Here is a 22,439-nt window from a genome sequence, read left to right as displayed (position 1 = left end):
TTCACCGGCCGCGCAGGCGGTGCCGCTTGCACCAGGCGACCACCGCCGCGCCGAGCCCGCTCACCACGATGAACCCCATCGCCAGCAGGAAGGCGGGCGAGGTCGGCGACGCGGCCTCGCTCCCGGCCACCACGTACGCCGCCGTGTTCGGGACGGACCCCAGCCCCGTCGCCAGCAGGAACGGCAGGTACCCCATCCGCGACACCGCAGCGCAGTAGTTGGCGGCGGCGAACGGCACGCCCGGGAACAGCCGGACCGCCAGCATCGACCGGAAGCCGTGCCGGCTGAGCTGCCCGTCGGCCGCCTTCAGCCACCGCCCCCGCAGCAGCGGCCGCAGCGCGTCCTGCCCCAGCACCCGCCCGAGCGTGAACGCGATCCCCGCGCCCAGCACCGTCCCCGCGACCGCCGCGGCGAGCCCCGCCTGCGAGCCGAAGAGCGCCCCCGCCGCCAGGTTCAGGATCGGCCGCGGGACGAAGGCGGCGGTGCACAGCCCGTACGCCAGCGCGAACAGCACCACGGCGGCGGCGCCGTTGACCTGCGGCGGCCAGCCCGCCGACAGCAGCCGCTGCGGCTCGTACAGCACCACCGTCACCGCCGCGGACGCGAGGACCACGAGGAGCAGCGACAGCCGCGACCAGGGCGACAGCAGGGCGCGGGAGCAGCGGACGGCGAGACCGGTCCGGGGACTGGGGACGGGGTCGAGCATCCGGGGAGACTAACCGACGGCGCCCGGTGATCGCCGTAACGTCCGCCTCATCCACGGCCCCCGCCCCGGAAAATCGGTCGACGCCACCGCCCCGCCGCGCCATGATCGGCACATGTTCCGGTACGCCTTCCTCGCAGCGCCGTCCGCAGTCGCGGACGCGCCGAAGGCTGCCGCATTCGCCTTCCCCGCCGTTCTCGACGGCGCCCGAAGCTGACCCTTCCCGGATCGTCCGGCGGACCCCGCAGGGGGAGGGTCGGCAAGGCCCAGGGGTCCTCTTCCACCGCTTCGAGTTCCGGGAAGGAACCGTCACAGCCATGCCCAAGACGGCATACGTGCGCACCAAGCCGCACCTCAACATCGGCACCATGGGCCACGTCGACCACGGCAAGACCACCCTGACCGCCGCCATCACCAAGGTCCTCAGCGAGCGCGGGACGGGCACGTTCGTGCCCTTCGACCGCATCGACCGCGCGCCCGAGGAGGCCCAGCGCGGCATCACCATCAACATCGCGCACGTCGAGTACGAGACCGACACCCGCCACTACGCGCACGTCGACATGCCCGGCCACGCCGACTACGTCAAGAACATGGTCACCGGGGCCGCGCAGCTCGACGGGGCGATCCTCGTCGTCTCCGCGCTCGACGGGATCATGCCGCAGACCGCCGAGCACGTCCTGCTGGCCCGTCAGGTCGGGGTCGACCACATCGTCGTCGCCCTCAACAAGGCCGACGCGGGCGACGACGAGCTCACCGACCTCGTGGAGCTCGAAGTGCGCGAGTTGCTCTCCGCCCACGGCTACGGCGGTGACGCCGTCCCCGTCGTCCGGGTCTCCGGGCTCAGGGCCCTGGAGGGCGACCCGCGGTGGACCGGTGCCATCGAGGCGCTGCTGGACGCCGTCGACACGTACGTGCCCATGCCGGAGCGGTACGTGGACGCGCCGTTCCTCCTGCCCGTGGAGAACGTGCTCACCATCACCGGCCGGGGCACGGTCGTCACCGGCGCCGTCGAGCGCGGCACGGTGCGGGCCGGCGACCGGGTGGAGGTGCTCGGGGCGGACACGGAGAGCGTGGTCACCGGCCTGGAGACCTTCGGCAAGCCGATGGAGTCCGCTCAGGCCGGCGACAACGTGGCGCTGCTGCTGCGCGGCGTGCCACGTGACGCGGTCCGCCGCGGCCACGTGGTGGCGGCGCCCGGCAGCGTCGCGCCACGACGGCGCTTCACCGCGCGCGTGTACGTCCTGTCGGCCCGCGAGGGCGGCCGCACCACGCCCCTGACGAGCGGGTACCGGCCGCAGTTCTACATCCGCACCGCGGACGTCGTCGGCGACGTCGACCTCGGAGACACGGCCGTCGCCCGCCCCGGCGACACGGTCACCATGACCGTCGAGCTGGGCCGGGACGTCCCGCTGGAGCCCGGCCTCGGCTTCGCGATCCGCGAGGGCGGCCGCACGGTCGGCGCCGGCACGGTGACCGAGGTGCTGTGAGGCGGCCGCCCGTCCCCACCGGGGCACCCCCGGTGGGGACGGGCCGTCGTGCGGCCGCCATAAGGTGGGGTGATGGACGAGCCCCTGCCGGTGCTGCGCACCGTCGACCACGGCACCGCCAAGCTGATGCCCGACGTGGACCGCGACCGGGCCTGGCTGCTGACGATCGACGGCGCCCCGCAGTCGTACGTCGACCTCGACGACCCGGCGCACCTGGAGTTCGAGTACGCGCGCCGGCTCGCCCACGCCGTGGACTGCGCGGCGCCCGCCCCGGAGGGCGAACCCCTCGACGTCCTGCACCTGGGCGGCGGGGCACTCACCCTGCCCCGCCGGCTGGCCGTCACCCGGCCCGGCTCCCGGCAGGACGTCGTCGAGGCGGACCGGGCACTGATCGCGCTGGTGGCCGAGCACCTGCCGCTGCCGCCCGGCAGCCGGATCACCGTGCACGGCGCGGACGCGCGGGCCTGGCTGGAGGCGGCGCCCGCCCGGTCGGCGGACGTGCTCGTCGCGGACGTCTTCGGCGGGTCACGGGTGCCCGCGCACCTGACGTCCCTCGACTACGCGCGGGCCGCGGAACGGGCACTGCGGCCGCACGGGGTCTACGTGGCCAACCTGGCGGACGGCGCGCCCTTCGCGTTCCTCCGCTCCCAGTTGGCCACCTTCGCCGCCGTGTTCGCGCACCTCGCGCTGATCGCCGAGCCCGCCGTGCTGCGCGGGCGGCGCTTCGGCAACGCCGTGCTCGTCGCCGCCCACCGGGAGATCGACACCGCGTGCCTGGCCCGGCGGGCGGCCGCCGACGCATTCCCCGCGCGCGTGGAGCACGGTGCGTCGCTGGCCCGCTTCATCGGCGACGCGCGGCCCGTACGGGACGAGGACGCCGTCGCGTCACCCGAGCCGCCCGACGGGGCCTTCGGCATCGGCTGAACGGTCCCCGGAAGCGACGGGCCGTGCGGCGACCTCCTTCGTACGCCGGGTCAGATTCCGTACGTCGGGCACCAGCAGCACCAGCGCGGTCACCAGCACCACCAGCGCCGCGCACCCCCACAGCGCCTGCGACCGCCCGAACGCGGTCTCCACCGGACCGGCCAGCGCCGTCGACAGCGGGAGCATCGCGGTCGAGCCGAACCAGTCGTACGCCGAGACCCGCGACAGCTTCTCCTCCGGGATCTCCTGGTGCAGGGCGGTCATCCACGCGACGCCGAACACCTCCAGCGCGAGCCCGCACACGAACATGGCCGCGATCAGCCCGCCCACGGAGAGCGGCACCGCCAGCGCGGCGGACGGCAGCGCCAGCGGGAAGACGCACAGGGTGCCGACCAGGAGCATCCGGCGCGGTTTCCAGCGCATCGACAGCAGCGCACCGCACACGGTCCCCGCGCCGAACCCCGCGAGCGCCAGGCCCCAGGGCCGGGCGCCGCCCAGCGTCTCCTCGGCGACCAGCGGCCCGTACACGGACTCGACCGCGCCGACCACCGCCACGACCACGGAGAACTGCGCCACGATGGACCACAGCCAGGGGCGCCCCGTGAACTCCCGCCAGCCCTCCCGAAGATCGGCCAGCAGCCCGCCCCCGGGCTCGCGCTCCGCGATGTGGCCGACGTCCAGGAAGGCGCGCAGCGCGCCCGCCACGGCGAACGCCGCCGCGTCGACGGCGAGGACCCACCCCGGACCGAACGCCGCGATCATCGCGCCGCCGAGCGCGGCACCGCCGATCGTCGCGCCGTTCATCGCCATCCGGAACAGGGCGAAGGCGCGGCTGGCCTGTTCGCCGCCGACGCTGGACATCAGCATGCCCTCGGCGGCGGGGCTGAAGAACGCCTGCCCGGTGCCGCACAGCGCGGTCAGCAGCATCATCTGCCACAGCTTGGGGTCGCCCGCGAGCACCAGCGCGGCGAAGACGGCCTGGGAGACGCAGTTGAGCGCGTTGGCGGCGACCATGACCCGATGGCGGGGAATCCGGTCGGCCACCGCGCCGCCTATGAGCAGGAACAGCACCAGCGGCAGGGTGCGGGCCGCGGCGACCAGGCCCACGTCGCCACCGTCGCCGCCGGCCTCCAGGACGGCGAACGCCGCCGCGATCAGGGCACCGTGGGTGCCCAGGTTGGTGACGACCGCGGCGGCGGTCAGCAGCGTGTAGTTGCGGCCGGCCCACTCGGGGCGTCGGGGGCGGCGGGACCGGCGGGGGGCGGCGGCGGGAGTACTCACCGGGGGACTATCCCCGCTGACGCGCCGCCGCGCCAAACCGATTACGGTTCCGACCGGCCGACACCGGCCACTTCCGAGGGGGGAGCGGTCGTCGGCCGGCCGGTTCCCGCCGGGGGCGGGTGGGTCAGGAACCGTCCTCGGCCAGCCGGACGGTGGCCAGGATCTTCTGAATGGTGGCGTCGTCCACCTCGTCCGGGATGCCGGTGTTGGCGTACATCACCCAGCTCACGAAGTCGCCCTTGGCGTTTTTGAAGGAGAAGGCGATGGACTTGCCGTCCGTGTCGCACTTGCCCTCCTTCTTGGTGTTCAGGGCGGTCGCCGTCGCCACGTGCCCGGTCAGCCCGGAGGTGGTGGTGTACGGCTTGGCCTTGGTCACCTTGACCGTGCCCTTGGGCTCGGTCTGGGCGTAGCCCGCCCACACCCAGTTGCCCGCCTCATTGAAGGCGGCCTCGGCGGTGTCCTTGGCGCCCTGGCCGCCCTTGGTGCCGACCACGGCCAGGCCGTGCTCCTCCTGGCGGCCGTCCTTGTTGGCGTCCTCCGTGCACCACTTGCTCTTGAACTCGGCGGGGGCGGACATCATGACGACGGAGCTGCCGTCGCCCTTCTTCTCGTCCTCGAAGCCCACGCTGGTGCCCGCGCCGATGACCTCCCAGTCGGCCGGCACGTCGAACTGGGCGCTGCGCTTGGGGTTGAAGACGACCTTCCAGCCCGCGATGGTCGGCTTGGCCGCGCCGGCCGCGTCGCGCGGGTTCTCGACCGGCGAGGGCGGGACCTCGGCCGGCGTGGAGGCGCTCTGGGAGGGCTTGGAGCCCCCGTCGGCCGTCGTCTTCTTCTCGTCGTCCTTGCCCAGCACCAGGAACCCGGTGACACCGGCGGCGACGACGACGGCGGTCGCGGCGGCGATGGCCACGACGGTCGTCTTCTTCTTGTCGTCGCCACCCGGCGGCGGCACGGGCGCGCCCGGGGCCTGGCCGGGCACCGCGTACTGCGGCACGGTCGGCTGCTGGTACGGGTTCGGCTGGGCGTACCCCGGCTGCTGCACCGGCTGCTGGCCGGAATGCGGCGGGTAACCGGGCTGCTGCGGCGGCGCGCTCGGCGGCGGAGGGCCGGGCTGCTGGTACGGGTTGGGCTGTGCGTACCCCGGCTGCTGGTACGGGTTCTGGTCCTGCGGGTTCTGCTCGCCCCCGGGCGGCTGCTGTCCTGGCCACATGGCGAGTAACCATAGAGGGGCGTGGTGACGGGTGCCACGCCCGCCCCCGGCAGCGGGGTTCCGGCCATCACTTCCCGCGCTTGCTACTGCCTGGTAACTTCGGGGCATGTCCGAGACCCTGCCGAACATCGGCGACATGCTGCTGGCCACGGTCCCCATGGCCAAGACCCTGAACCTGGACGTCGTCGAGGCGACCGCCGAGCGTGCCGTGCTCCGCCTCCCCGACCAGGCCGCCTTCCACAACCACGTCGGCGGCCCGCACGCGGGCGCGATGTTCACGCTGGGAGAGTCCGCCAGCGGCGCCATCGTCATCGGCGCGTTCGGCGACCAGATGAACCGGGCCGTGCCGCTCGCCGTGAAGGCGGAGATCGGCTACAAGAAGCTCGCGATGGGCCCCGTCACCGCCACCGCGACCCTCGGCCGCACCAAGGCGGAGGTCGTCGCCGAACTCGACGCCGGGCAGCGCCCCGAGTTCCCCGTGAACATCGAGATCACCCGCGAGGACGGCGCGGTGACGGGCGAGATGACCATCATCTGGACCCTGCGCCCCCACGCCTGACGGAGACGTCGGGACGAGCCACGCGCGCGTGGTCGGACGCGCGTGTGCCGCCGCCCCCACACCCCTCTTCGGGTGTGGGGGCGGCCCTGTCCGACGGCATGTCACACACGCGGGGCCGTCCGGTCCGCATAGTGCGCATATGCCAGATCCGTCAGAGAACGTCTCGCGCCGGACCACGCTCCGGCTCCTCACCGGAGCCGCCGCCGCGGCCGCCACCACCGCACCCGCCGCCACGGCCGCCGTCTCCACCGCCGCCGCCACCACGCCCCCCGCCACCGCCCGCGCCGCCGCCCCGCCCTCCACCGGCGGTCACGTCGACGCCCTGATCGCCCGGCTCACCCTCGACGAGAAGCTCGCCCTCCTGCACGGCGCCCAGGAGCCCCGCGGCACCGGCCAGGCCGGCTGGGTACCCGGCGTCCCCCGCCTCGGCATCCCGCCGCTCCGGCTCGCCGACGGCCCCGCGGGCGTCCGCGTCCGGGCCCGCGCCACCGCCCTGCCCGCCCCCGTGATGCTGGCGAGCGCCTTCGACCCCGCCCTCGCCCGCGCGTACGGCCGCACCATCGGCCACGAGGGCCGGGCGCTCGGCCAGGACGTCCTGCTGTCACCGATGGTGAACCTGATCCGCACCCCCTACGCGGGACGGAACTTCGAGACGTTCAGCGAGGACCCCCTCCTCACCTCCGACCTCGTCGCCGAGGAGATCCGCGGCATCCAGGACGAGGGCCTCATCGCCACCGTCAAGCACTTCGCCCTCAACAACCAGGAGAAGGACCGCACCAGCGTCGACGTCCGCATCGGCGAACAGGCCCTCCACGAGACCGAACTGCGCGGCTTCGAGGCCGCCGTCGCCGCCGGAACCGGAGCGGTGATGGGCGCGTACAACAAGGTCGACGGCGTCCACGCCTGCGAGAACCGCGCCCTGCTCACCGGCGTCCTGCGCGACACCTGGGGCTTCGACGGCTGGGTGATGAGCGACTGGGACGCCACCCACAGCACCGTCCCCTCCCTCACCGCCGGCCTGGACATGGAGATGCCCGCCGGCCGCTGGTACGGCGACGCCCTGCGGCGCGCCGTGCGCGACGGCACCCTCCCCGAGGCCGCCGTCGACCGCTCCGTACGCCGCCTCCTCACCGTCATGGGCCGCTTCGGCCTCCTCGACGGCACCGCCCCCGCCCGCCCCGCCGCCCGCGACCGCGAGGCCGGGGCGCGCCTCGCGTACCGCGTCGCCGTCGCGGGCGCCACCCTGCTGCGCAACGAGCACGCCACGCTCCCGCTCACCGGGCCCGCCGCCCGCTCCCTCGCCGTCATCGGCCCCACCGGCACGGTCCCGTTCACCAGCGGCGGCGGCAGCGCCCACGTCGTGCCCGACCGGGCCGACAGCCCGCTCGACGCCCTCACCGCCCGCGCCGGCGACGGCGCCCGGGTCACCCACGCCCTCGGCGAGGACCTGTACGGCAAGCCGCTCCCGCTCCACGGCACCGCCCTCGACGGACAGCGCGTACCCGCCGGGAAGACCTCCACCTACGAGGGGACCCTCACCCTCGACGCGCCCGACGAGTGGACGTTCGTCGTCCACTACGGCGGCGAACGCCCGCAGGTCCTCGTGGACGGCACCGAACTCTTCGCCCGCCAGGACCGTGAGGCGGAACTCTTCGCCGGCTTCGGCCTCGTCTCCACCGCGCCCGACGGCCTGAAGGTCCGCCGGCGCACCCTCGCCCTCCCCGCCGGACGCCACACCGTGCGCGTCACCGCCACCGGCGGCGCCCACGGCCAGCTCTTCCGGCTGCGCCACATCACCCCCGCCACCCGGGCGGCCGACGTCGCCGAAGCGGTACGCGCCGCCCGCGCCGCGCACAGCGTGGTGCTGTTCGCCTACGAGGACGCCGCCGAGGGCCGCGACCGCGCCACGCTCGCCCTGCCCGGCCACCAGGAGGCGCTGATCCACGCGGTGACCGCCGCCAACCCCCGCACGACCGTCGTCCTCAACACCTCGTCCGCCGTCACCATGCCGTGGCTGGAGCGCACCGGCGCGGTGCTCCAGATGTACTACCCGGGCCAGGAGGGCGCCGCCGCCACCGCCGCCGTGCTCTTCGGCGACACCGACCCCGGCGGCCGCCTCACCCAGACCTTCCCGGTCTCGGACACCCGCCACCCCATGGCGGGCGACCCCCGCCGCTACCCCGGCACCGGCGGCGTCCAGGAGTACTCCGAGGGCGTCCACACCGGCTACCGCTGGTACGACGCGCAGGGCGTCGAGCCGCTGTTCCCCTTCGGCCACGGCCTGTCGTACACCACCTTCACCTTCAGCGGGCTCACCGTCACGCCCGCGCCGGACGGCGGCCTCACGGCACGCTTCACCGTCCGCAACACCGGCCGGCGCACCGGCGTCACCGTCCCCCAGCTCTACGCCGGGCCCTCGCCCGCCCTGACCCTGGACCAGCCGGCGTGGGCCCTGGCGGGCTACCGGCGCGTCACACTGGCGCCCGGCCGGGCCCGCCGGGTCACCGTGCCCATCGCCGCCCGGACCCTGTCCTCCTGGGACCCGGCACGGCACGGCTGGGTCCTCGGGACGGGCACCCGCACGGTCCGGCTGGGCACCTCCGCGCGCGAGGTGCGGCTCACCGCTCGCGCGCGGGTCCTGTCGCCGTAGGAGGTAGGCTGCCCCGGCGTGCGCGCCTCGCTCGCGCCGCACGCCGGGTGGCACGGAATCGACGACGGAGGAACCGGCTTTGCACGTCCAGGAGTGGCTCGAGACCGTTCCCGCGGTCAGCATCTACATCCTGGTGGGGGTGGTGATCGGGCTGGAGAGCCTCGGCATCCCGCTGCCGGGCGAGATCGTCCTCGTCAGCTCGGCGCTGCTCGCGTCGCAGCACGGCGACATCAACCCGTGGGTGCTGGGCGCGTGCGCCACGGCGGGCGCGATCATCGGCGACTCGATCGGCTACGCCATCGGCCGCAAGGGCGGCCGGCCGCTCCTGGCCTGGCTGGGCGGCAAGTTCCCCAAGCACTTCGGCGAGGCCAACATCGCCATGGCGGAGCGGTCGTTCGAGAAGTGGGGCATGTGGGCCGTCTTCTTCGGGCGGTTCGTGGCCCTGCTGCGGATCTTCGCCGGGCCGCTGGCGGGTGTGCTGCGCATGCCGTACTGGAAGTTCGCCCTCGCCAACGTCTTCGGCGGCATCCTCTGGGCGGGCGGCACCACGGCCGTCATCTACTCGGTCGGCGTGGTCGCCGAGGCGTGGCTGAAGCGCTTCTCCTGGCTGGGGCTCGTGCTCGCGGTCGTGGTGGGGCTCACCTCGATGCTGGTCCTCAAGAACCGCGCCAAGAAGGCGGCGGCCCGGGCCGAGGCGCAGACGGCCGCCGGCGCGGCCACCCCCGGCACGGCCCCGGAGCCGGTCGGCGCGACGGCGGACTGAGCGCCCCGGGGCGGGTGCGGCCGGGGGCCGGAACCCGCCCGGGCACGGGCGTCAGGACGTGTGCGCCTCGCCATGCGCACGCGCCAGCTCCAGGTACATCGCGGCGTTCAGCTTGATGCCCTCGCGCTCCTCGTCCGTCAGCTCCCGCTTGACCTTGGCCGGCACGCCCGCGACCAGGGAACCCGGCGGGACCCGCATGCCCTGCGGGACGAGCGCCTGGGCGGCGATCAGCGAGCCGGCGCCGATGTGGGCGCCGTTGAGGACCGTGGCGCCCATGCCGACCAGGACGTCGTCCTCGACGGTGCACCCGTGCAGAACGGCGTTGTGACCGACCGAGACGCGCTCGCCGACCGTCACCGGGAAACCGGGGTCGACGTGCACCGTGCAGTTGTCCTGCACGTTGGAGCCCGCGCCCAGGACGATCGGTCCGCAGTCGGCGCGCAGCACGGCGTGGTACCAGACGCTCGACCCCGCCGCCATCGTCACCTCGCCGACCACCACGGAGGTGGGTGCGGCGAAGGCGTCCGGGTGGACGTCCGGTTCCTTGCCGCCCACGCCGGTGATCAACGGCCGCTCTGTCATCGTCTGTGCTCCTCGTGTGCCTGAAGTCGCGCCAGGGGGAACGTTAGGCGACGGCCGGGGCGGCGGCGACGGTGGGGCGAACATCACAGGCCGCGGCGCGGGCCGGTCGTGAGCGGGGCGATTACCGTGTCGGGGTGCCGAAGAACAGAAACACGTTCTCATCCCTGGCCGCGTGGCGGCGCCGGGTCCTCAGCCGAGCCGTGCAGGGCGGATGGCGCTGGGTGCAACAGACGGGCGCCGTCACCGCGGAGCACCCCGGGCGGCTGCGCTTCCGCCGCCTCGGCCCCGGGACGCGGCTGGCCTTCCCGCAGGGCACCGTCTTCGGCGAGGAGTGGATCGAGCTGGGCGACCACTGCATCATCGCCGAGCAGGTCACGCTGACCGCGGGGATGCTGCCCGGGCTGGACCTCGGACCCGACGCGGTCCTGAGCCTGGGCGACGGGGTCGTCCTGGGGCGCGGCAGCCACGTGGTCGCCGACGCGGCGGTGACCATCGGGTCGGACACCTTCTGCGGCCCGTACGTCTACATCACGTCCACGAACCACAGTTACGACGACCCCGACGAGCCCGTCGGCAGGCAGTGGCCGCGCTCCGCGCCGGTGGAGATAGGCCCCGGGTGCTGGCTCGGCACCGGCGCGGTGATCCTGCCCGGCGCCCGTCTGGGGCGCAACGTGGTGGTCGCCGCGGGCGCCGTCGTACGCGGCGAGGTGCCCGACCACGCGGTGGTGGCCGGGGCGCCCGCCCGGGTCGTACGCCGCTGGGACGCCGTGAGCGGCTGGCAGCCGCCGCTGCGCACGCCCGCCCCCGTGCCCGTACCCGAGGGCGTCACGCCCCGGCAACTGGCCGCGCTGGCCGAACTGGACCTGGAGGAGGCCTGATCAGCCGGCCGCCAGCAGCACCGTTCCGACCAGCGCCAGCCCCGCGCCCGCGGCCTGCACCGCGCGCAGCCGCTCCCTGAGCACACCCCGCGCGGCGAGCGCCGTCACCACCGGGTAGAGGCTGGCGAGCACGGCGGCCACGGTGACCGGGCCGTTCTGCGCGGCGATGGAGTACGTGCCGTTGGCGGCGACGTCCGCGAGACCGACGAAGGCGAGCGCGGGCAGCGCGCGCCACACCACCCGCGCCCCGCCGTCCTCGGGCAGGGCGCGCCCGCCGCGCCGGACCGAGGCCCACAGCGCTGCGCCACCGACGACGACATTGGTGACGCGCTGGACGAACAGGGCGAGGAACAGTCCGGCGAGGGTCGAGGACGCCTCGGAGATCAGTGCCATGACCGAGCCGAACCCGAAGGCCGCGACCAGGGTGAGCAGCACCGCCTGCCGCTGCACGGGCGCGCCGCGCAGCTCCGGCCCGCCCGCCAGCACCACACCGGCGATCGCCACCCCGATCCCCGCGAACTGGAGCAGCCCCGGCCGGTCGCCGACCAGCAGGCCGACCGACACGGGGACGACGACGCCGAGGGAACCGAGCGGCGAGACCACGCCCATCGGGCCGAGGGCGAGCGCCTTGTAGAAGGCCAGCATGGCCGCCGGTCCCACGACGCCGGCCGCCACCGCGTACCAGAGCTCTCCTCCGGCCTCGCTCCAGCCGCCGGTGGCGACGACGAGGGCGCCGAGCACGACGACCGCGAGGGCCTGGGAGACCACGACGACCGTGAGGGCGGGCATGCGCCGGGTGAGCAGCCCGCCGCCGAAGTCGGCCAGTCCCCACAGGAGACTGGTGGCCAGGGCGAACAGGGCTGTCATGGCATCCTCGCAGTACAGTGCGGTGAACATGGGGGTGCACCACACGGTAGTGCAGTCCATTGAACTCTGTCATCCAAAATATTGGACGGAATGTGTCGGACCTCGATCAGCTCACGCAGTCGCTCGCCCGCAACCTCAAGCGCTGGCGCGGCGAGCGCGGCTTCACGCTCGACGCGCTCGCGGCCCGCGCGGGCGTCAGCCGCGGCATGATCATCCAGATCGAGCAGGCGCGGACCAACCCGAGCGTCGGCACCACCGTCAAGCTCGCCGACGCGCTGGGCGTCTCCATCACCACGCTCCTCGACTACGAGCAGGGCTCCCACGTCCGGCTCGTCCCTCCGGAGCAGGCGGTACGGATGTGGTCCACCGAGCGGGGCAGCCACACCACCCTGCTGGCCGGCACCGAGGCCCGCGGCCCGCTGGAACTGTGGTCCTGGACGCTGATGCCGGGCGACGCCAGCACCTCCGACCCGCACCCGGCCGGCACCACCGAACTGCTCCACGTCACCGCCGGAGAGCTCACCCTGGTCGTCGACGGCGTGAACCACCGGGTCCCGGCCAAAACCTCCGCCGTCTTCGAGTCCAACGTCCCGCACGCCTACCGCAACGACGGCGAGGAGACCGTCGAGATGACCCTGGCGGTCTCCATCCCGCCCGTACGCTGAGACGGCCAACCGGCCGCGTCACCAGCGCTGTTAGCGTGCGCGCATGCGCGCACCCATCGGAGACTTCGACCGGGCCCGCCCCGCCCCCGACTGCCTCGACCTGCTCACCGCGCCCGTCGCCGACGCCGTGCGGGCCTGGCGCGGGAGCGTCCCCGCCGACCAGCTCCTGTACGTCGACACCGACCCGGCCATCGCCGACACGGCCGTCTTCGTCGAGCACCACGGCCGCGACCTGCTGGAGGCCTCCGCCAACTGCGTGGTCGTGGCCGCCCGGCGCGGCGGCGGGACGTCGCTCGCCGCGTGCGTGGTCCTCTCCAGCAGCCGCGTCGACGTCAACGGCGCCGTACGCAAGCACCTCGGCGCCCGCAAGGCGTCCTTCGCGCCCATGGACACGGCCACCGGCGAGACCGGCATGGAGTACGGGGGCATCACCCCGATCGGGCTGCCCGCCGACTGGCCGCTGCTCGTCGACCCGGCCGTCGTCGACATCCCGTGGGTCCTGATCGGCAGCGGCCGGCGCCGGGGCAAGCTCATCGTGCCCGGCAAGTCCTTCGCGGAACTGCCGGGCGCGGTCGTCCTCGAAGGACTCGGCGTCAGCGCGGGCTGAGCAGCGGGATCTCGATCGCCGGGCAGCGGTCCATCACCATCTCCAGGCCCGCCGCCCGGGTCCGCTCGTACGCCGCCTCGTCGATCACCCCGAGCTGGAACCACACGGCCCTGGCCCCCTTCGCCACCGCCTCGTCGGCGACGGCCCCCGCCAGGTGGCTGTTGACGAACACGTCCACCACGTCCACCGGGAACGGAATGTCCGCGAGCGAGGCGTACCCCTGCTCCCCGTGGACCGTCTCCGCCTTGGGATGCACGGGCACCACCCGCTTGCCGAAGCGCTTCAGCACGGCGGCCACGCCGTAGGCGGCCCGGGCCCGGTTGGTGGACAGGCCGACCACCGCCCACGTGTCCCCGGACTCGGTCAGGATCTTCTCGATGGTCTCCGTCTCGCTGGGCACGCTGCGCCTCCGGTGCGTAAGGTCGTCGTCTCCCAGCGCCAACGGCCACGCACCGCCGGAGATTCCCGGAGACGGGTGCGCATAGGGTGGCGGGATGCAGGAGCAGTACCGGACCGTCGCCCGCGAGGGCGTGCACGAGACCGAGATCGGCCGATCGCGCTTCATCTGCGCCCTCGCGCCCGCCGCGACCGAGCAGGAGGCGCAGGACTTCGTCGCACGCGTCCGCAAGGAGCACCCCACCGCCACGCACAACTGCTTCGCCTACGTCATCGGCGCCGACGCCGCCGTCCAGAAGGCGAGCGACGACGGCGAACCGGGCGGCACCGCCGGCGTGCCCATGCTCCAGATGCTGCTGCGCCGCGAGGTCCGGTACGTCGCCGCCGTCGTCACCCGCTACTACGGCGGCGTGAAACTCGGCGCGGGCGGGCTCATCAGGGCGTACGGCGGAGTGGTGGGGGAGGCGCTCGACGCGCTGGGCACCCGCACCCGGCAGCGCTTCCGGCTCGCCACCGTCACCGTCGACCACCAGCGGGCCGGGAAGCTGGAGAACGACCTGCGGGCCACCGGGCGGACCGTGCGCGACGTGCGGTACGCCGAGGCCGTCACCATCGAGATCGGCCTGCCCGGCGCCGACGTCGACGCCTTCCGCGCCTGGCTCGCCGACGCGACGGCCGGGACCGCCCGGCTGGAGCTGGGCGCCGAGGCCTACGGGGACGCCTGACCCCGCACCCCGGGGGGCGCCTTGACACGCGCCCGGTGACGTTCTATGCACGTTCTGAGGACGTCAGTGAGGTGAGCACCGTGGCGGGCCCGCGCGACCACGACGCGGTACCCGGGGCCTGCGGCAGCCATCGCGACCCGGCGCGGCGCGCCGCGTACGACGACGCCCGCCGGGCACGCCGGACCCCGTGCGGCGCGTCCCCGCCGACGGGCCGCACGCGGCACGGCCCCCCGCGGGCCGCCGCACGGTCCGGGACCTCCCGCGGGAGTGGACGGTGAGCTGAGGAGACGGCGATGGCACGCGCGGTGGGTATCGACCTCGGTACGACGAACTCGGTGGTCAGCGTTCTGGAGGGCGGCGAGCCCACGGTGATCACCAACACGGAGGGCGCCCGCACGACCCCCTCCGTGGTCGGCTTCGCCAAGAACGGAGACGTCCTGGTCGGCGAGGTCGCCAAACGGCAGGCCGTGACCAACGTCGACCGCACCGTGCGGTCGGTGAAACGCCACATGGGCGAGGCCGCCTGGCACTTCCCCGGGCAGGGCGACGTCGACGGCAAGCGGTACACGGCCCAGGAGATCTCCGCACGGGTGCTTCAGAAACTCAAACGGGACGCGGAGGGCTACCTCGGCGAGGACGTGAAGGACGCCGTGATCACCGTGCCGGCGTACTTCAACGACGCGCAGCGCACGGCCACCAAGGAGGCCGGCGAGATCGCGGGCCTCAACGTCCTGCGCATCATCAACGAGCCGACGGCCGCGGCCCTCGCGTACGGCCTGGACAAGGAGAGCGACCAGACGATCCTGGTCTTCGACCTCGGTGGCGGCACCTTCGACGTCTCGCTGCTGGAGATCGGCGACGGCGTCGTCGAGGTCAAGGCGACCAACGGCGACACGCACCTGGGCGGCGACGACTGGGACCAGCGGATCGTCGACCACCTGGCCCAGCGGTTCGCGAGCGCGTACGGCATCGACCTCAGCAAGGACAAGATGGCCACGCAGCGGCTCCGGGAGGCCGCGGAGAAGGCCAAGATCGAGCTGTCGGCGACGACCGAGACCACCATCGGCCTGCCCTACCTCAGCGCGTCCGCCGAGGGCCCGCTGCACCTGGACGAGAAGCTCACCCGCGCCCAGTTCCAGCAGCTCACCGAGGACCTGCTGGAGCGCTGCAAGACCCCGTTCCACAACGCCGTCAAGGACGCCGGGATCAAGGTGTCCGACATCGACCACGTCATCCTGGTCGGCGGCTCCACCCGGATGCCGGCGGTCACGGACCTGGTGCGCGAGCTGACCGGCAAGGACCCGCACAAGGGCGTGAACCCGGACGAGGTCGTCGCCATCGGCGCCTCGCTCCAGGCCGGTGTCCTCAAGGGTGAGGTCAAGGACGTCCTGCTCCTCGACGTGACCCCGCTGTCCCTCGGCATCGAGACCAAGGGCGGCATCATGACCAGGCTGATCGAGCGCAACACCACGATCCCGACGAAGCGCTCCGAGATCTTCACGACGGCCGAGGACAACCAGCCGTCGGTGCAGATCCAGGTGTTCCAGGGCGAGCGCGAGATCGCGGCGTACAACAAGAAGCTCGGCATGTTCGAGCTGACCGGTCTGCCCCCGGCCCCGCGCGGCGTCCCGCAGATCGAGGTCTCCTTCGACATCGACGCCAACGGCATCATGCACGTCACCGCCAAGGACCTGGGCACCGGCCGGGAACAGAAGATGACCGTCACCGGCGGCTCCGCCCTCCCCAGGGACGACATCGACCAGATGGTGCGGGACGCCGAACGCCACGCGGAGGAGGACCGGCGCCGGCGCGAGGCCGCCGAGACCCGCAACCAGGGCGAGCAGCTCGTCTACCAGACGGAGAGGTTCCTCAGGGACAACGAGGACAAGGTCCCGGGCGAGGTGAGGAGCGAGGTCGAGACCGCGCTCGCCGACCTGAAGGAGAAGCTGAAGGGGGAGGACACCGCAGCCATCCGCACCGCCACGGAGAAGGTCGCGGCCGTCTCGCAGAAGCTCGGCCAGGCCATGTACGCGCAGGCCCAGGCCGGCCAGGCCGGCCAGGGGCCGCAGGGCGGCGCCGGTGCCGGTGCCGGTGAGGGCGCGAAGGACGCCACGGCCGAGGACGACGTCGTCGACGCGGAGATCGTCGACGACGACCGGCAGGAGCGGGGAGGCGGGTGATGAGGCCGGACACGCGCCGCGGGCTGACCACGGTGAACGGCCGCACCGACCCGCCCCCGATGATCGCCCCGGCCGCCCCCGGCCCGTCCGCGGCGCCACCCGCCGAGCCACAGGCGCCACCCGCCGCACCGCAGGCGCCACCCGCCGGGCCGCAGACGCCACCGGCCGGGCCGGCCGGGGCGCTGGCCGAGCGGACGGCGGACCTCCAGCGGCTGAAGGCCGAGTACGACAACTACCGCGGCCGGGTCCACCGCGACCGCCTCGCGGTGCGCGAGGCCGCCGTGGCGAACGTGCTGCGCCGGTTCCTGCCCGTGTTCGACGCCCTCGCGGAGGCGGCCCGGCAGGGCGAGCTCACCGGCGGGTTCGAGCGTGTCGCCCTCGCCCTGGACGGCGAGGCCGCGGCGCTGGGCCTGCGGGCCTTCGGCGCGGTCGGCGACCCCTTCGACCCGCGCGTCCACCAGGCCGTCGCGTACCGCCGCTCCCGTCTCGTCGAGCGGCCGGTCTGCACCGAGATCGTGCGCCCCGGCTACCGCGTCGGCGACCACCTCCTCCGCCCCGCCGACGTCACGGTCACCGGTCCCGCGCAGGGGTGAGAAACGAGGTCCGTGACATATCGGGTCCCGGGCACCGTTAGCGTGTACGGAGTGCACAACGGGGCCCGAGCGGGCCCGGGGGCGGAGGAGCGGTACACATGCGGCCATCGCGGGTCGGAGCGGCGTCGTGAGGATGCTGCACACATCGGACTGGCACCTGGGGCGGTCGTTCCACCGTGTGAACCTGCTCGACGCCCAGGCGGCGTTCCTCGACCACCTCGTGGCGACGGTGCGCGCGCACGCCGTGGACGTGGTGCTGGTGTCCGGCGACATCTACGACCGCGCGGTGCCGCCGCTGCCCGCCGTGGAGCTGTTCGACACCGCGCTGCACCGGCTCGCCGACGCCGGCGTACCCACCGTGATGATCTCCGGCAACCACGACTCGGCCCGCAGGCTCGGCGTCGCGGCCGGGCTCATCGAGAAGGCCGGCATCCACCTGCGGACCGACCCCGCCGGAGTCGGCAGCCCCGTCCTGCTCGCCGACGCCCACGGCGACGTGGCGTTCTACGGACTGCCGTACCTCGAGCCCGCCCTCGTGCGCGACCGGTTCGGCGCCGCGAACGCCGGCCACGAGGCCGTCCTGACCGCCGCCATGGAACGCGTCCGCGCCGACCTCGCCGGCCGTACGCCCGGCACCCGCTGCGTCGTCCTCGCCCACGCCTTCGTCGCGGGCGGCGAGCCCAGCGACAGCGAGCGCGACATCACCGTCGGCGGGGTCGCCGCCGTCCCGGCCGGGGTGTTCGACGGGGCCGACTACGTCGCTCTCGGGCACCTGCACGGCAGCCAGGCCCTCACCGGGCGCATCCGCTACTCCGGCTCGCCCCTCGCGTACTCCTTCTCCGAGGCCGACCACCGCAAGACGATGTGGCTCGTCGACCTGGACGGCGACGGGACGGTCCGCGCCGAGCGGGTCGACTGCCCGGTGCCGCGCCCGCTCGCCCGCCTCCGGGGCCGGCTCGACGACCTGCTCGGCGACCCCGCGTTCACCCGTCACGAGGAGTCCTGGATCGAGGCGACCCTCACCGACCCGGTGCGGCCCGCCGAGCCCATGGCACGCCTCGCCGAGCGCTTCCCGCACGTCCTGAGCCTCCTCTTCGCCCCCGAGCGGGCCGAGGACGACCACCTCGCCTCGTACGGGCAGCGGCTGCGCGACCGCGACGACCAGCAGATCGCCGAGGACTTCGTCGCCCACGTGCGCGGCGGGACCGGCCCCGACGACCGGGAGCGCGCCGCGCTCCTGCGCGCCTTCGACGACGTACGGGTGGACATGGCACAGCGCGAGGTGGCCGGTTGAGACTCCACCGGCTCGACATCACCGGCTTCGGACCGTTCGGCACCACCCAGACCGTCGACTTCGACACCCTGTCGCAGGCCGGGCTGTTCCTGCTCCACGGGCCGACCGGCGCGGGCAAGACCTCCGTCCTGGACGCCGTCTGCTACGCCCTGTACGGGGCGGTGCCCGGCGCCCGGCAGAGCCCGGGGACCTCGCTGCGCAGCGACCACGCCCCGGTGGGCACCTCCACGGAGGTGGTGCTCGACCTGACCGTGGCCGGCCGGCGGCTGGAGATCACCCGGCGGCCCGCCCAGCCCCGCCCCAAGAAGCGGGGCGGCGGCTTCACCACCGAGAAGGCCCAGTCGTGGCTGCGGGAGTACGACGCGGAGCGCGGCGAGTGGCACGGGCTGAGCCGCTCCCACCAGGAGATCGGCGAGGAGATCACCCAGCTCCTCGGCATGAGCCGGGAGCAGTTCTGCCAGGTGGTGCTGTTGCCGCAGGGCGACTTCGCGCGGTTCCTGCGCGCCGACGCCGAGGCGCGCGGCCGGCTCCTCGGCCGGCTCTTCGACACCCGGCGCTTCGCGGCCGTCGAGGAGCGGCTCGCCGAGCTGCGGCGCGCGGCCGAGCAGCGGGTGAAGGACGGTGACGAACGGCTCCTCGCGCTCGCCCACCGGATGGCGCAGGCGGCGGGCGACGCGGCCGCCGGCCTGCCCGCCCCGGACGCCAGGCCCGGCGACCCGGGCCTCGCCGGCTCCGTCCTGGAGTGGGCGGCCGTGGCCCGCTCCGGCGCCCGGGAGGCGCTGGACGTCGCCGACCTCGCGCTCCTGGCCGCCGAGGGCCGGCAGGCCGCTGCGCGCCGCGCCCTGGACGAGGAGCGGGAGCTGGCCGCGCGGCAGCGCCGGTACGAGGACGCCCGGCGGCGCGCCGCCGAACTGGAGGCCCGGCGCGGTGAGCGCGACGGGTGGCAGGCCCTGCTGGACCGGTCCCGCGAGGCCGAGCGGGTGGCCGGCCCGCTGAGCCTGCGCGACGACGCCGAACGGGAGCACCGCGCGGCACGCGCCGCCCAGGAGCGGGCGGCGGCCGGACTGCCCCCGGACCTCGCCGACGCGGGCGCCGAGCGGCTGGCCGCCCTGGCGGGGCGGGCGAGGGAGGAACTGGGCGGCCTCGCCGGTGCCCGCCGGGCCGAGCGGCGCGGCGCTGAACTCGCCCGCGAGCGCGAGGAACTGGACCGCCAGGCCCGCGCCGACGAGGAGACCCGCCAGGAGGCCGCCGCGTGGCTGGCCGACTGGGAGACCACCCGCCGCGCCCTCCTGGACCGGGTCGACGCCGCCCAGGAGGCCGCCACCCGCGCCGAACACCTCGCGGGCCGCCTGGAGCCCGCCCGCCGGCGGCTGGCCGCCGCCCGCCGCCGCGACGCGCTCGTACGGGACGCCGAGGCCGCCGAGGCGCGCCTGGCGGCGGCGCGGGAGCACGCCAACGCCGCCCATGAGACGTGGCTGGACCTGCGGGAGCGCCGCCTGCGCGGCATCGCCGCCGAACTCGCGGCGGGCCTCGTGGACGGCGCACCGTGCGCGGTCTGCGGCTCCGCCGACCACCCGGACCCCGCCCGCGCCGACGCCGGGCACGTCGACCGTTCGACGGAGGACGCGGCCTACGCGGCCCACACCCGCGCGGACGAGGCCCGCTCCGCCGCCGAACGCGAACGGGCGGTCGTCCAGGAGGCGCTGGCCGCGGCACACGCGGACGTCGCCGCCGGAGCGGCCGAGGACGTGGCCGAAACCGTGGCGGGGGCGCCGAGCGTCGCCGTACTTGCCGAGCACGTCGCGTCGCTGGAGCGGGCCCACGCCCGGGCCCGCGAGGCGGCGGGCGACGCGCACGCGGCCCGGGAGGCCCTGGACCGGGCGGAGCGCGAGCACGAGCGGCGGCTCGACGCGCGGCAGCAGGTGGAGCGCCGTGCCGCCGCGCGGACCTCGCGGCGCGAGGCGCTCGACCGCGAACAGGCGGCCGTCGACGCCGAGCTGGCCCGCGTTCCGGGCGGCGCCGTGAGCGCGCACGCCGCCTTCCTGGAGCACCGGATCGCCCGCCTCACCGAGGCCGCCGGTGCCGTACGTACCGTCGAGGAGACCGCACGCCGGCTGAAGGAGGCCGACGACCGGCTCGCCGACGCCGCGTACCGGGCCGGGTTCGACACCCCCGCCGCCGCGGCCGCCGCACTTCTCGACGACGCACACCGGCGCGACCTCCAGCGGCGGCTGGACGCCTGGCAGGCCGAGGCCGCCGCGGTCGCCGACCGGCTCGCCGAGCCGGAGACGCGCGCCGCGGCCGGGCGCCCGCCCGCCGACCCGGAGGGCGCCCATGCCGCCCACGCCGCCGCCGACCGGGCCGCCCGCGACGCGGACTCCGCCCTGTCCGCCCAGCGCGAGCGGTGTGCGGAGCTGGACCGACTGTCGGAGAGGGCCGCCGCCGAGGTGCGGCGCCTGGGGCCGCTGCGGGAGGAGTACGAGCGGGTGGCGCGGCTGGCCGGGCTGACCGCCGGCACGTCCGCGGACAACGAGCGCAAGATGCGGCTGGAGTCCTATGTGCTCGCGGCCCGGCTCGAACAGGTGGCGGCCGCCGCGACGGCGCGGCTGGCGCGGATGTCGTCCGGCCGGTACACGCTCGTCCACTCCGACGCCCGGGCCGGCGGCAAGCGCGCGGGCCTCGGCCTGCACGTCGTCGACGCCTGGACGGGCAGCGAGCGCGACACGGCGACCCTCTCGGGCGGGGAGACGTTCTTCGCGTCGCTGGCGCTGGCGCTGGGCCTCGCCGACGTCGTCACCGACGAGGCCGGCGGCGTACGGCTCGACACCCTCTTCATCGACGAGGGCTTCGGCAGCCTCGACGACCAGACCCTCGACGAGGTGCTGGACGTCCTGGACTCCCTGCGCGAACGCGACCGCAGCGTCGGCATCGTCAGCCACGTCGCCGACCTGCGCCGCCGCATCCCCACCCAGCTCCAGGTGGTCAAGGAACGCGGCGGCTCGGCGGTGAGGCTGCGCGGCGCGGCGGCGCTCAGCGGCTGATCGCGCGGCGCGGCAGCGGCGAGGAGTACACGACGCTCGTGGTCACCGAGCCCAGCACGGCGACCTTCGCGGAGATCTCCTCCAGGTGCCGCATCGAGCGGGCGGCGACCTTCAGCACGAAGCAGTCGTCGCCCGTCACGTGGTGCGCCTCCAGGACCTCCGGAGTGGTCTCCAGCATGTGGTGGAACGGCTTGTAGTTGCCGGTGGGGTAGCGGAGCCGTACGAAGGCGAGTATTGGCAGCCCCAGCCGTTCCGGGTCGACGACCGCCGTGTACCCGGCGATCACCCCGGCGTCCTCCAGCCGGCGCACCCGCTCGGTGACGGCGCTCGCCGACATGGAGACGGTGCGCGCCAGTTCGGCGAAGGAGGCCCGGCCCTGCTCCTGGAGAGCGGCGAGGATGCGCCAGTCGGTGGCGTCCGGTGAATATCCCGTCATGGTCGAGGAATAGCAGGGGAATCCCCGGCCGGACAAGGCAAGCTCCGGGGATTGTCACTTCACCGGAATGATCAACGAACCGTAGATTTCTGGGCATGACGACGACACCGATCACCGCCGCCCCCGCCCCCGCCAACCCCGTCCTGCGCGTCCCGCCCGCCTCGCCGGCCGCGGCCGCCGCGTACTTCTCGGCGAGCCTGGCCTTCCACGCGGACGTCTCCGACGTCGCCGCCGCGCTCGCCTCCGGCGGCGACCCGGGATTCGTCGTCCTGGACTCCCGGTCGACCGAGTCGTGGGACCAGGGCCACATCCCGGGCGCGGTCCACCTGCCGACCGCGCTCATCCCCGCCCAGGCGGAGGAACTGCTCGACAAGGCCGTGCCGGTCGTCACCTACTGCTGGGGCCCCGGCTGCAACGGCGCCACCCGCGCGGCGCTCGCCCTGGCCGAACTCGGCTACCAGGTCAAGGAGATGCTGGGCGGCTTCGAGTACTGGGCCCGCGAGGGCTTCGCGTACGAGACCTGGGAGGGCACGCGCGAGCGCGACGCCGACCCGCTGACCGCCCCGGTCGGCGCGGACGACTGCGGCTGCTGACGCGC

The 22,439-nt window shown here is 74.6% G+C and carries 21 protein-coding genes; 14 read left to right on the top strand and 7 right to left on the bottom strand.

Annotated elements, in window-relative coordinates; all coding sequences use genetic code 11:
- Position 1 precedes the first annotated feature (1 nt).
- The gene (locus E2B92_RS04715) at positions 2-706 is read right to left on the bottom strand and encodes a TVP38/TMEM64 family protein (RefSeq protein WP_126888458.1); all 705 of its coding nucleotides are present in this window, start codon (positions 704-706) and stop codon (positions 2-4) included.
- 314 nt (positions 707-1,020) lie between these two features.
- Between E2B92_RS04715 and tuf the strand changes: the two genes are divergently transcribed.
- Complete coding sequence (gene tuf / locus E2B92_RS04710) at positions 1,021-2,190, top strand: elongation factor Tu (RefSeq protein WP_126888459.1); 1,170 nt, start codon at positions 1,021-1,023, stop codon at positions 2,188-2,190.
- A gap of 72 nt (positions 2,191-2,262) precedes the next feature.
- Positions 2,263-3,114, top strand: coding sequence for a spermidine synthase (locus tag E2B92_RS04705; RefSeq protein ID WP_126888460.1), 852 nt, complete (start codon positions 2,263-2,265; stop codon positions 3,112-3,114).
- Here the strand turns inward: E2B92_RS04705 and E2B92_RS04700 are convergent.
- Complete coding sequence (locus E2B92_RS04700) at positions 3,076-4,395, bottom strand: MFS transporter (protein ID WP_133087394.1); 1,320 nt, start codon at positions 4,393-4,395, stop codon at positions 3,076-3,078. The two genes, E2B92_RS04705 and E2B92_RS04700, sit on opposite strands and share 39 nt — an antisense overlap.
- A 124-nt stretch (positions 4,396-4,519) precedes the next feature.
- A complete protein-coding gene (locus E2B92_RS04695; protein ID WP_126889580.1) occupies positions 4,520-5,605 on the bottom strand; it encodes a hypothetical protein in 1,086 nt (361 codons plus the stop codon).
- Between the two features lie 106 nt (positions 5,606-5,711).
- Between E2B92_RS04695 and E2B92_RS04690 the strand changes: the two genes are divergently transcribed.
- The 3 genes from E2B92_RS04690 (at position 5,712) to E2B92_RS04680 (ending at position 9,577) form a co-directional block, all read left to right on the top strand.
- Positions 5,712-6,164, top strand: coding sequence for a DUF4442 domain-containing protein (locus E2B92_RS04690; RefSeq protein ID WP_126889579.1), 453 nt, complete (start codon positions 5,712-5,714; stop codon positions 6,162-6,164).
- A 139-nt stretch (positions 6,165-6,303) separates the two neighbouring features.
- A complete protein-coding gene (locus tag E2B92_RS04685; RefSeq protein WP_133087393.1) occupies positions 6,304-8,814 on the top strand; it encodes a beta-glucosidase family protein in 2,511 nt (836 codons plus the stop codon).
- Positions 8,815-8,893: 79 nt separating this feature from the next.
- The gene (locus E2B92_RS04680; protein ID WP_126884790.1) at positions 8,894-9,577 is read left to right on the top strand and encodes a DedA family protein; all 684 of its coding nucleotides are present in this window, start codon (positions 8,894-8,896) and stop codon (positions 9,575-9,577) included.
- 51 nt (positions 9,578-9,628) lie between these two features.
- Here the strand turns inward: E2B92_RS04680 and E2B92_RS04675 are convergent, their stop codons facing one another.
- Positions 9,629-10,159, bottom strand: a complete 531-nt coding sequence (locus E2B92_RS04675; protein ID WP_126884789.1) for a gamma carbonic anhydrase family protein — start codon at positions 10,157-10,159, stop codon at positions 9,629-9,631.
- A gap of 134 nt (positions 10,160-10,293) precedes the next feature.
- On the opposite strand from E2B92_RS04675, the gene E2B92_RS04670 reads away from it, so the two are divergent.
- Positions 10,294-11,037: an acyltransferase gene (locus E2B92_RS04670; protein ID WP_126884788.1), complete on the top strand. Its 744-nt coding sequence runs from the start codon at positions 10,294-10,296 to the stop codon at positions 11,035-11,037.
- Here E2B92_RS04670 and E2B92_RS04665 read toward each other — a convergent pair whose 3' ends face one another.
- The gene (locus E2B92_RS04665; protein ID WP_126884793.1) at positions 11,038-11,904 is read right to left on the bottom strand and encodes a DMT family transporter; all 867 of its coding nucleotides are present in this window, start codon (positions 11,902-11,904) and stop codon (positions 11,038-11,040) included.
- A gap of 92 nt (positions 11,905-11,996) precedes the next feature.
- On the opposite strand from E2B92_RS04665, the gene E2B92_RS04660 reads away from it, so the two are divergent.
- Together E2B92_RS04660 and E2B92_RS04655 are read left to right on the top strand one after the other, a co-directional pair.
- Positions 11,997-12,569, top strand: a complete 573-nt coding sequence (locus E2B92_RS04660; protein ID WP_126884787.1) for a helix-turn-helix domain-containing protein — start codon at positions 11,997-11,999, stop codon at positions 12,567-12,569.
- A 43-nt stretch (positions 12,570-12,612) separates the two neighbouring features.
- Positions 12,613-13,176 carry a YbaK/EbsC family protein gene (locus E2B92_RS04655; RefSeq protein ID WP_126884786.1) on the top strand — a complete coding sequence of 188 codons (564 nt, stop codon included), beginning with the start codon at positions 12,613-12,615 and terminating at the stop codon, positions 13,174-13,176.
- Here E2B92_RS04655 and E2B92_RS04650 read toward each other — a convergent pair.
- Positions 13,163-13,576: a CoA-binding protein gene (locus E2B92_RS04650; protein WP_126884785.1), complete on the bottom strand. Its 414-nt coding sequence runs from the start codon at positions 13,574-13,576 to the stop codon at positions 13,163-13,165. The genes E2B92_RS04655 and E2B92_RS04650 overlap by 14 nt on opposite strands.
- 94 nt (positions 13,577-13,670) lie before the next feature.
- Between E2B92_RS04650 and E2B92_RS04645 the strand changes: the two genes are divergently transcribed.
- From E2B92_RS04645 to E2B92_RS04625, 5 genes are all read left to right on the top strand, one after another.
- A complete protein-coding gene (locus tag E2B92_RS04645) occupies positions 13,671-14,297 on the top strand; it encodes a YigZ family protein (RefSeq protein WP_126884784.1) in 627 nt (208 codons plus the stop codon).
- A gap of 293 nt (positions 14,298-14,590) precedes the next feature.
- Positions 14,591-16,477, top strand: coding sequence for a molecular chaperone DnaK (gene dnaK, locus E2B92_RS04640; protein WP_126884783.1), 1,887 nt, complete (start codon positions 14,591-14,593; stop codon positions 16,475-16,477).
- Complete coding sequence (gene grpE, locus E2B92_RS04635; protein ID WP_235023681.1) at positions 16,477-17,070, top strand: nucleotide exchange factor GrpE; 594 nt, start codon at positions 16,477-16,479, stop codon at positions 17,068-17,070. Before dnaK ends, grpE begins: the two co-directional genes overlap by 1 nt.
- Positions 17,071-17,197: 127 nt before the next feature.
- Entirely contained in the window at positions 17,198-18,364 is a 1,167-nt protein-coding gene (locus tag E2B92_RS04630) for an exonuclease SbcCD subunit D (protein ID WP_126884782.1), read from the top strand.
- Positions 18,361-21,405: an AAA family ATPase gene (locus E2B92_RS04625; RefSeq protein WP_126884781.1), complete on the top strand. Its 3,045-nt coding sequence runs from the start codon at positions 18,361-18,363 to the stop codon at positions 21,403-21,405. The genes E2B92_RS04630 and E2B92_RS04625 overlap by 4 nt, the downstream gene beginning before the upstream one ends.
- Here E2B92_RS04625 and E2B92_RS04620 read toward each other — a convergent pair.
- Complete coding sequence (locus tag E2B92_RS04620; protein ID WP_126884780.1) at positions 21,395-21,841, bottom strand: Lrp/AsnC family transcriptional regulator; 447 nt, start codon at positions 21,839-21,841, stop codon at positions 21,395-21,397. The genes E2B92_RS04625 and E2B92_RS04620 overlap by 11 nt on opposite strands.
- Positions 21,842-21,936: 95 nt before the next feature.
- Here E2B92_RS04620 and E2B92_RS04615 point away from each other — a divergent pair, with 95 nt between their 5' ends.
- Positions 21,937-22,434, top strand: coding sequence for a rhodanese-like domain-containing protein (locus E2B92_RS04615; RefSeq protein ID WP_126884779.1), 498 nt, complete (start codon positions 21,937-21,939; stop codon positions 22,432-22,434).
- Positions 22,435-22,439 lie beyond the last annotated feature (5 nt).

It is taken from the genome of Streptomyces sp. WAC05374 (assembly GCF_004353505.1).
Classification (GTDB): Bacteria; Actinomycetota; Actinomycetes; order Streptomycetales; family Streptomycetaceae; genus Streptomyces.
Note: the sequence above shows the minus strand (reverse complement) of the source record. Positions and strands in the feature narration are given on the sequence as shown.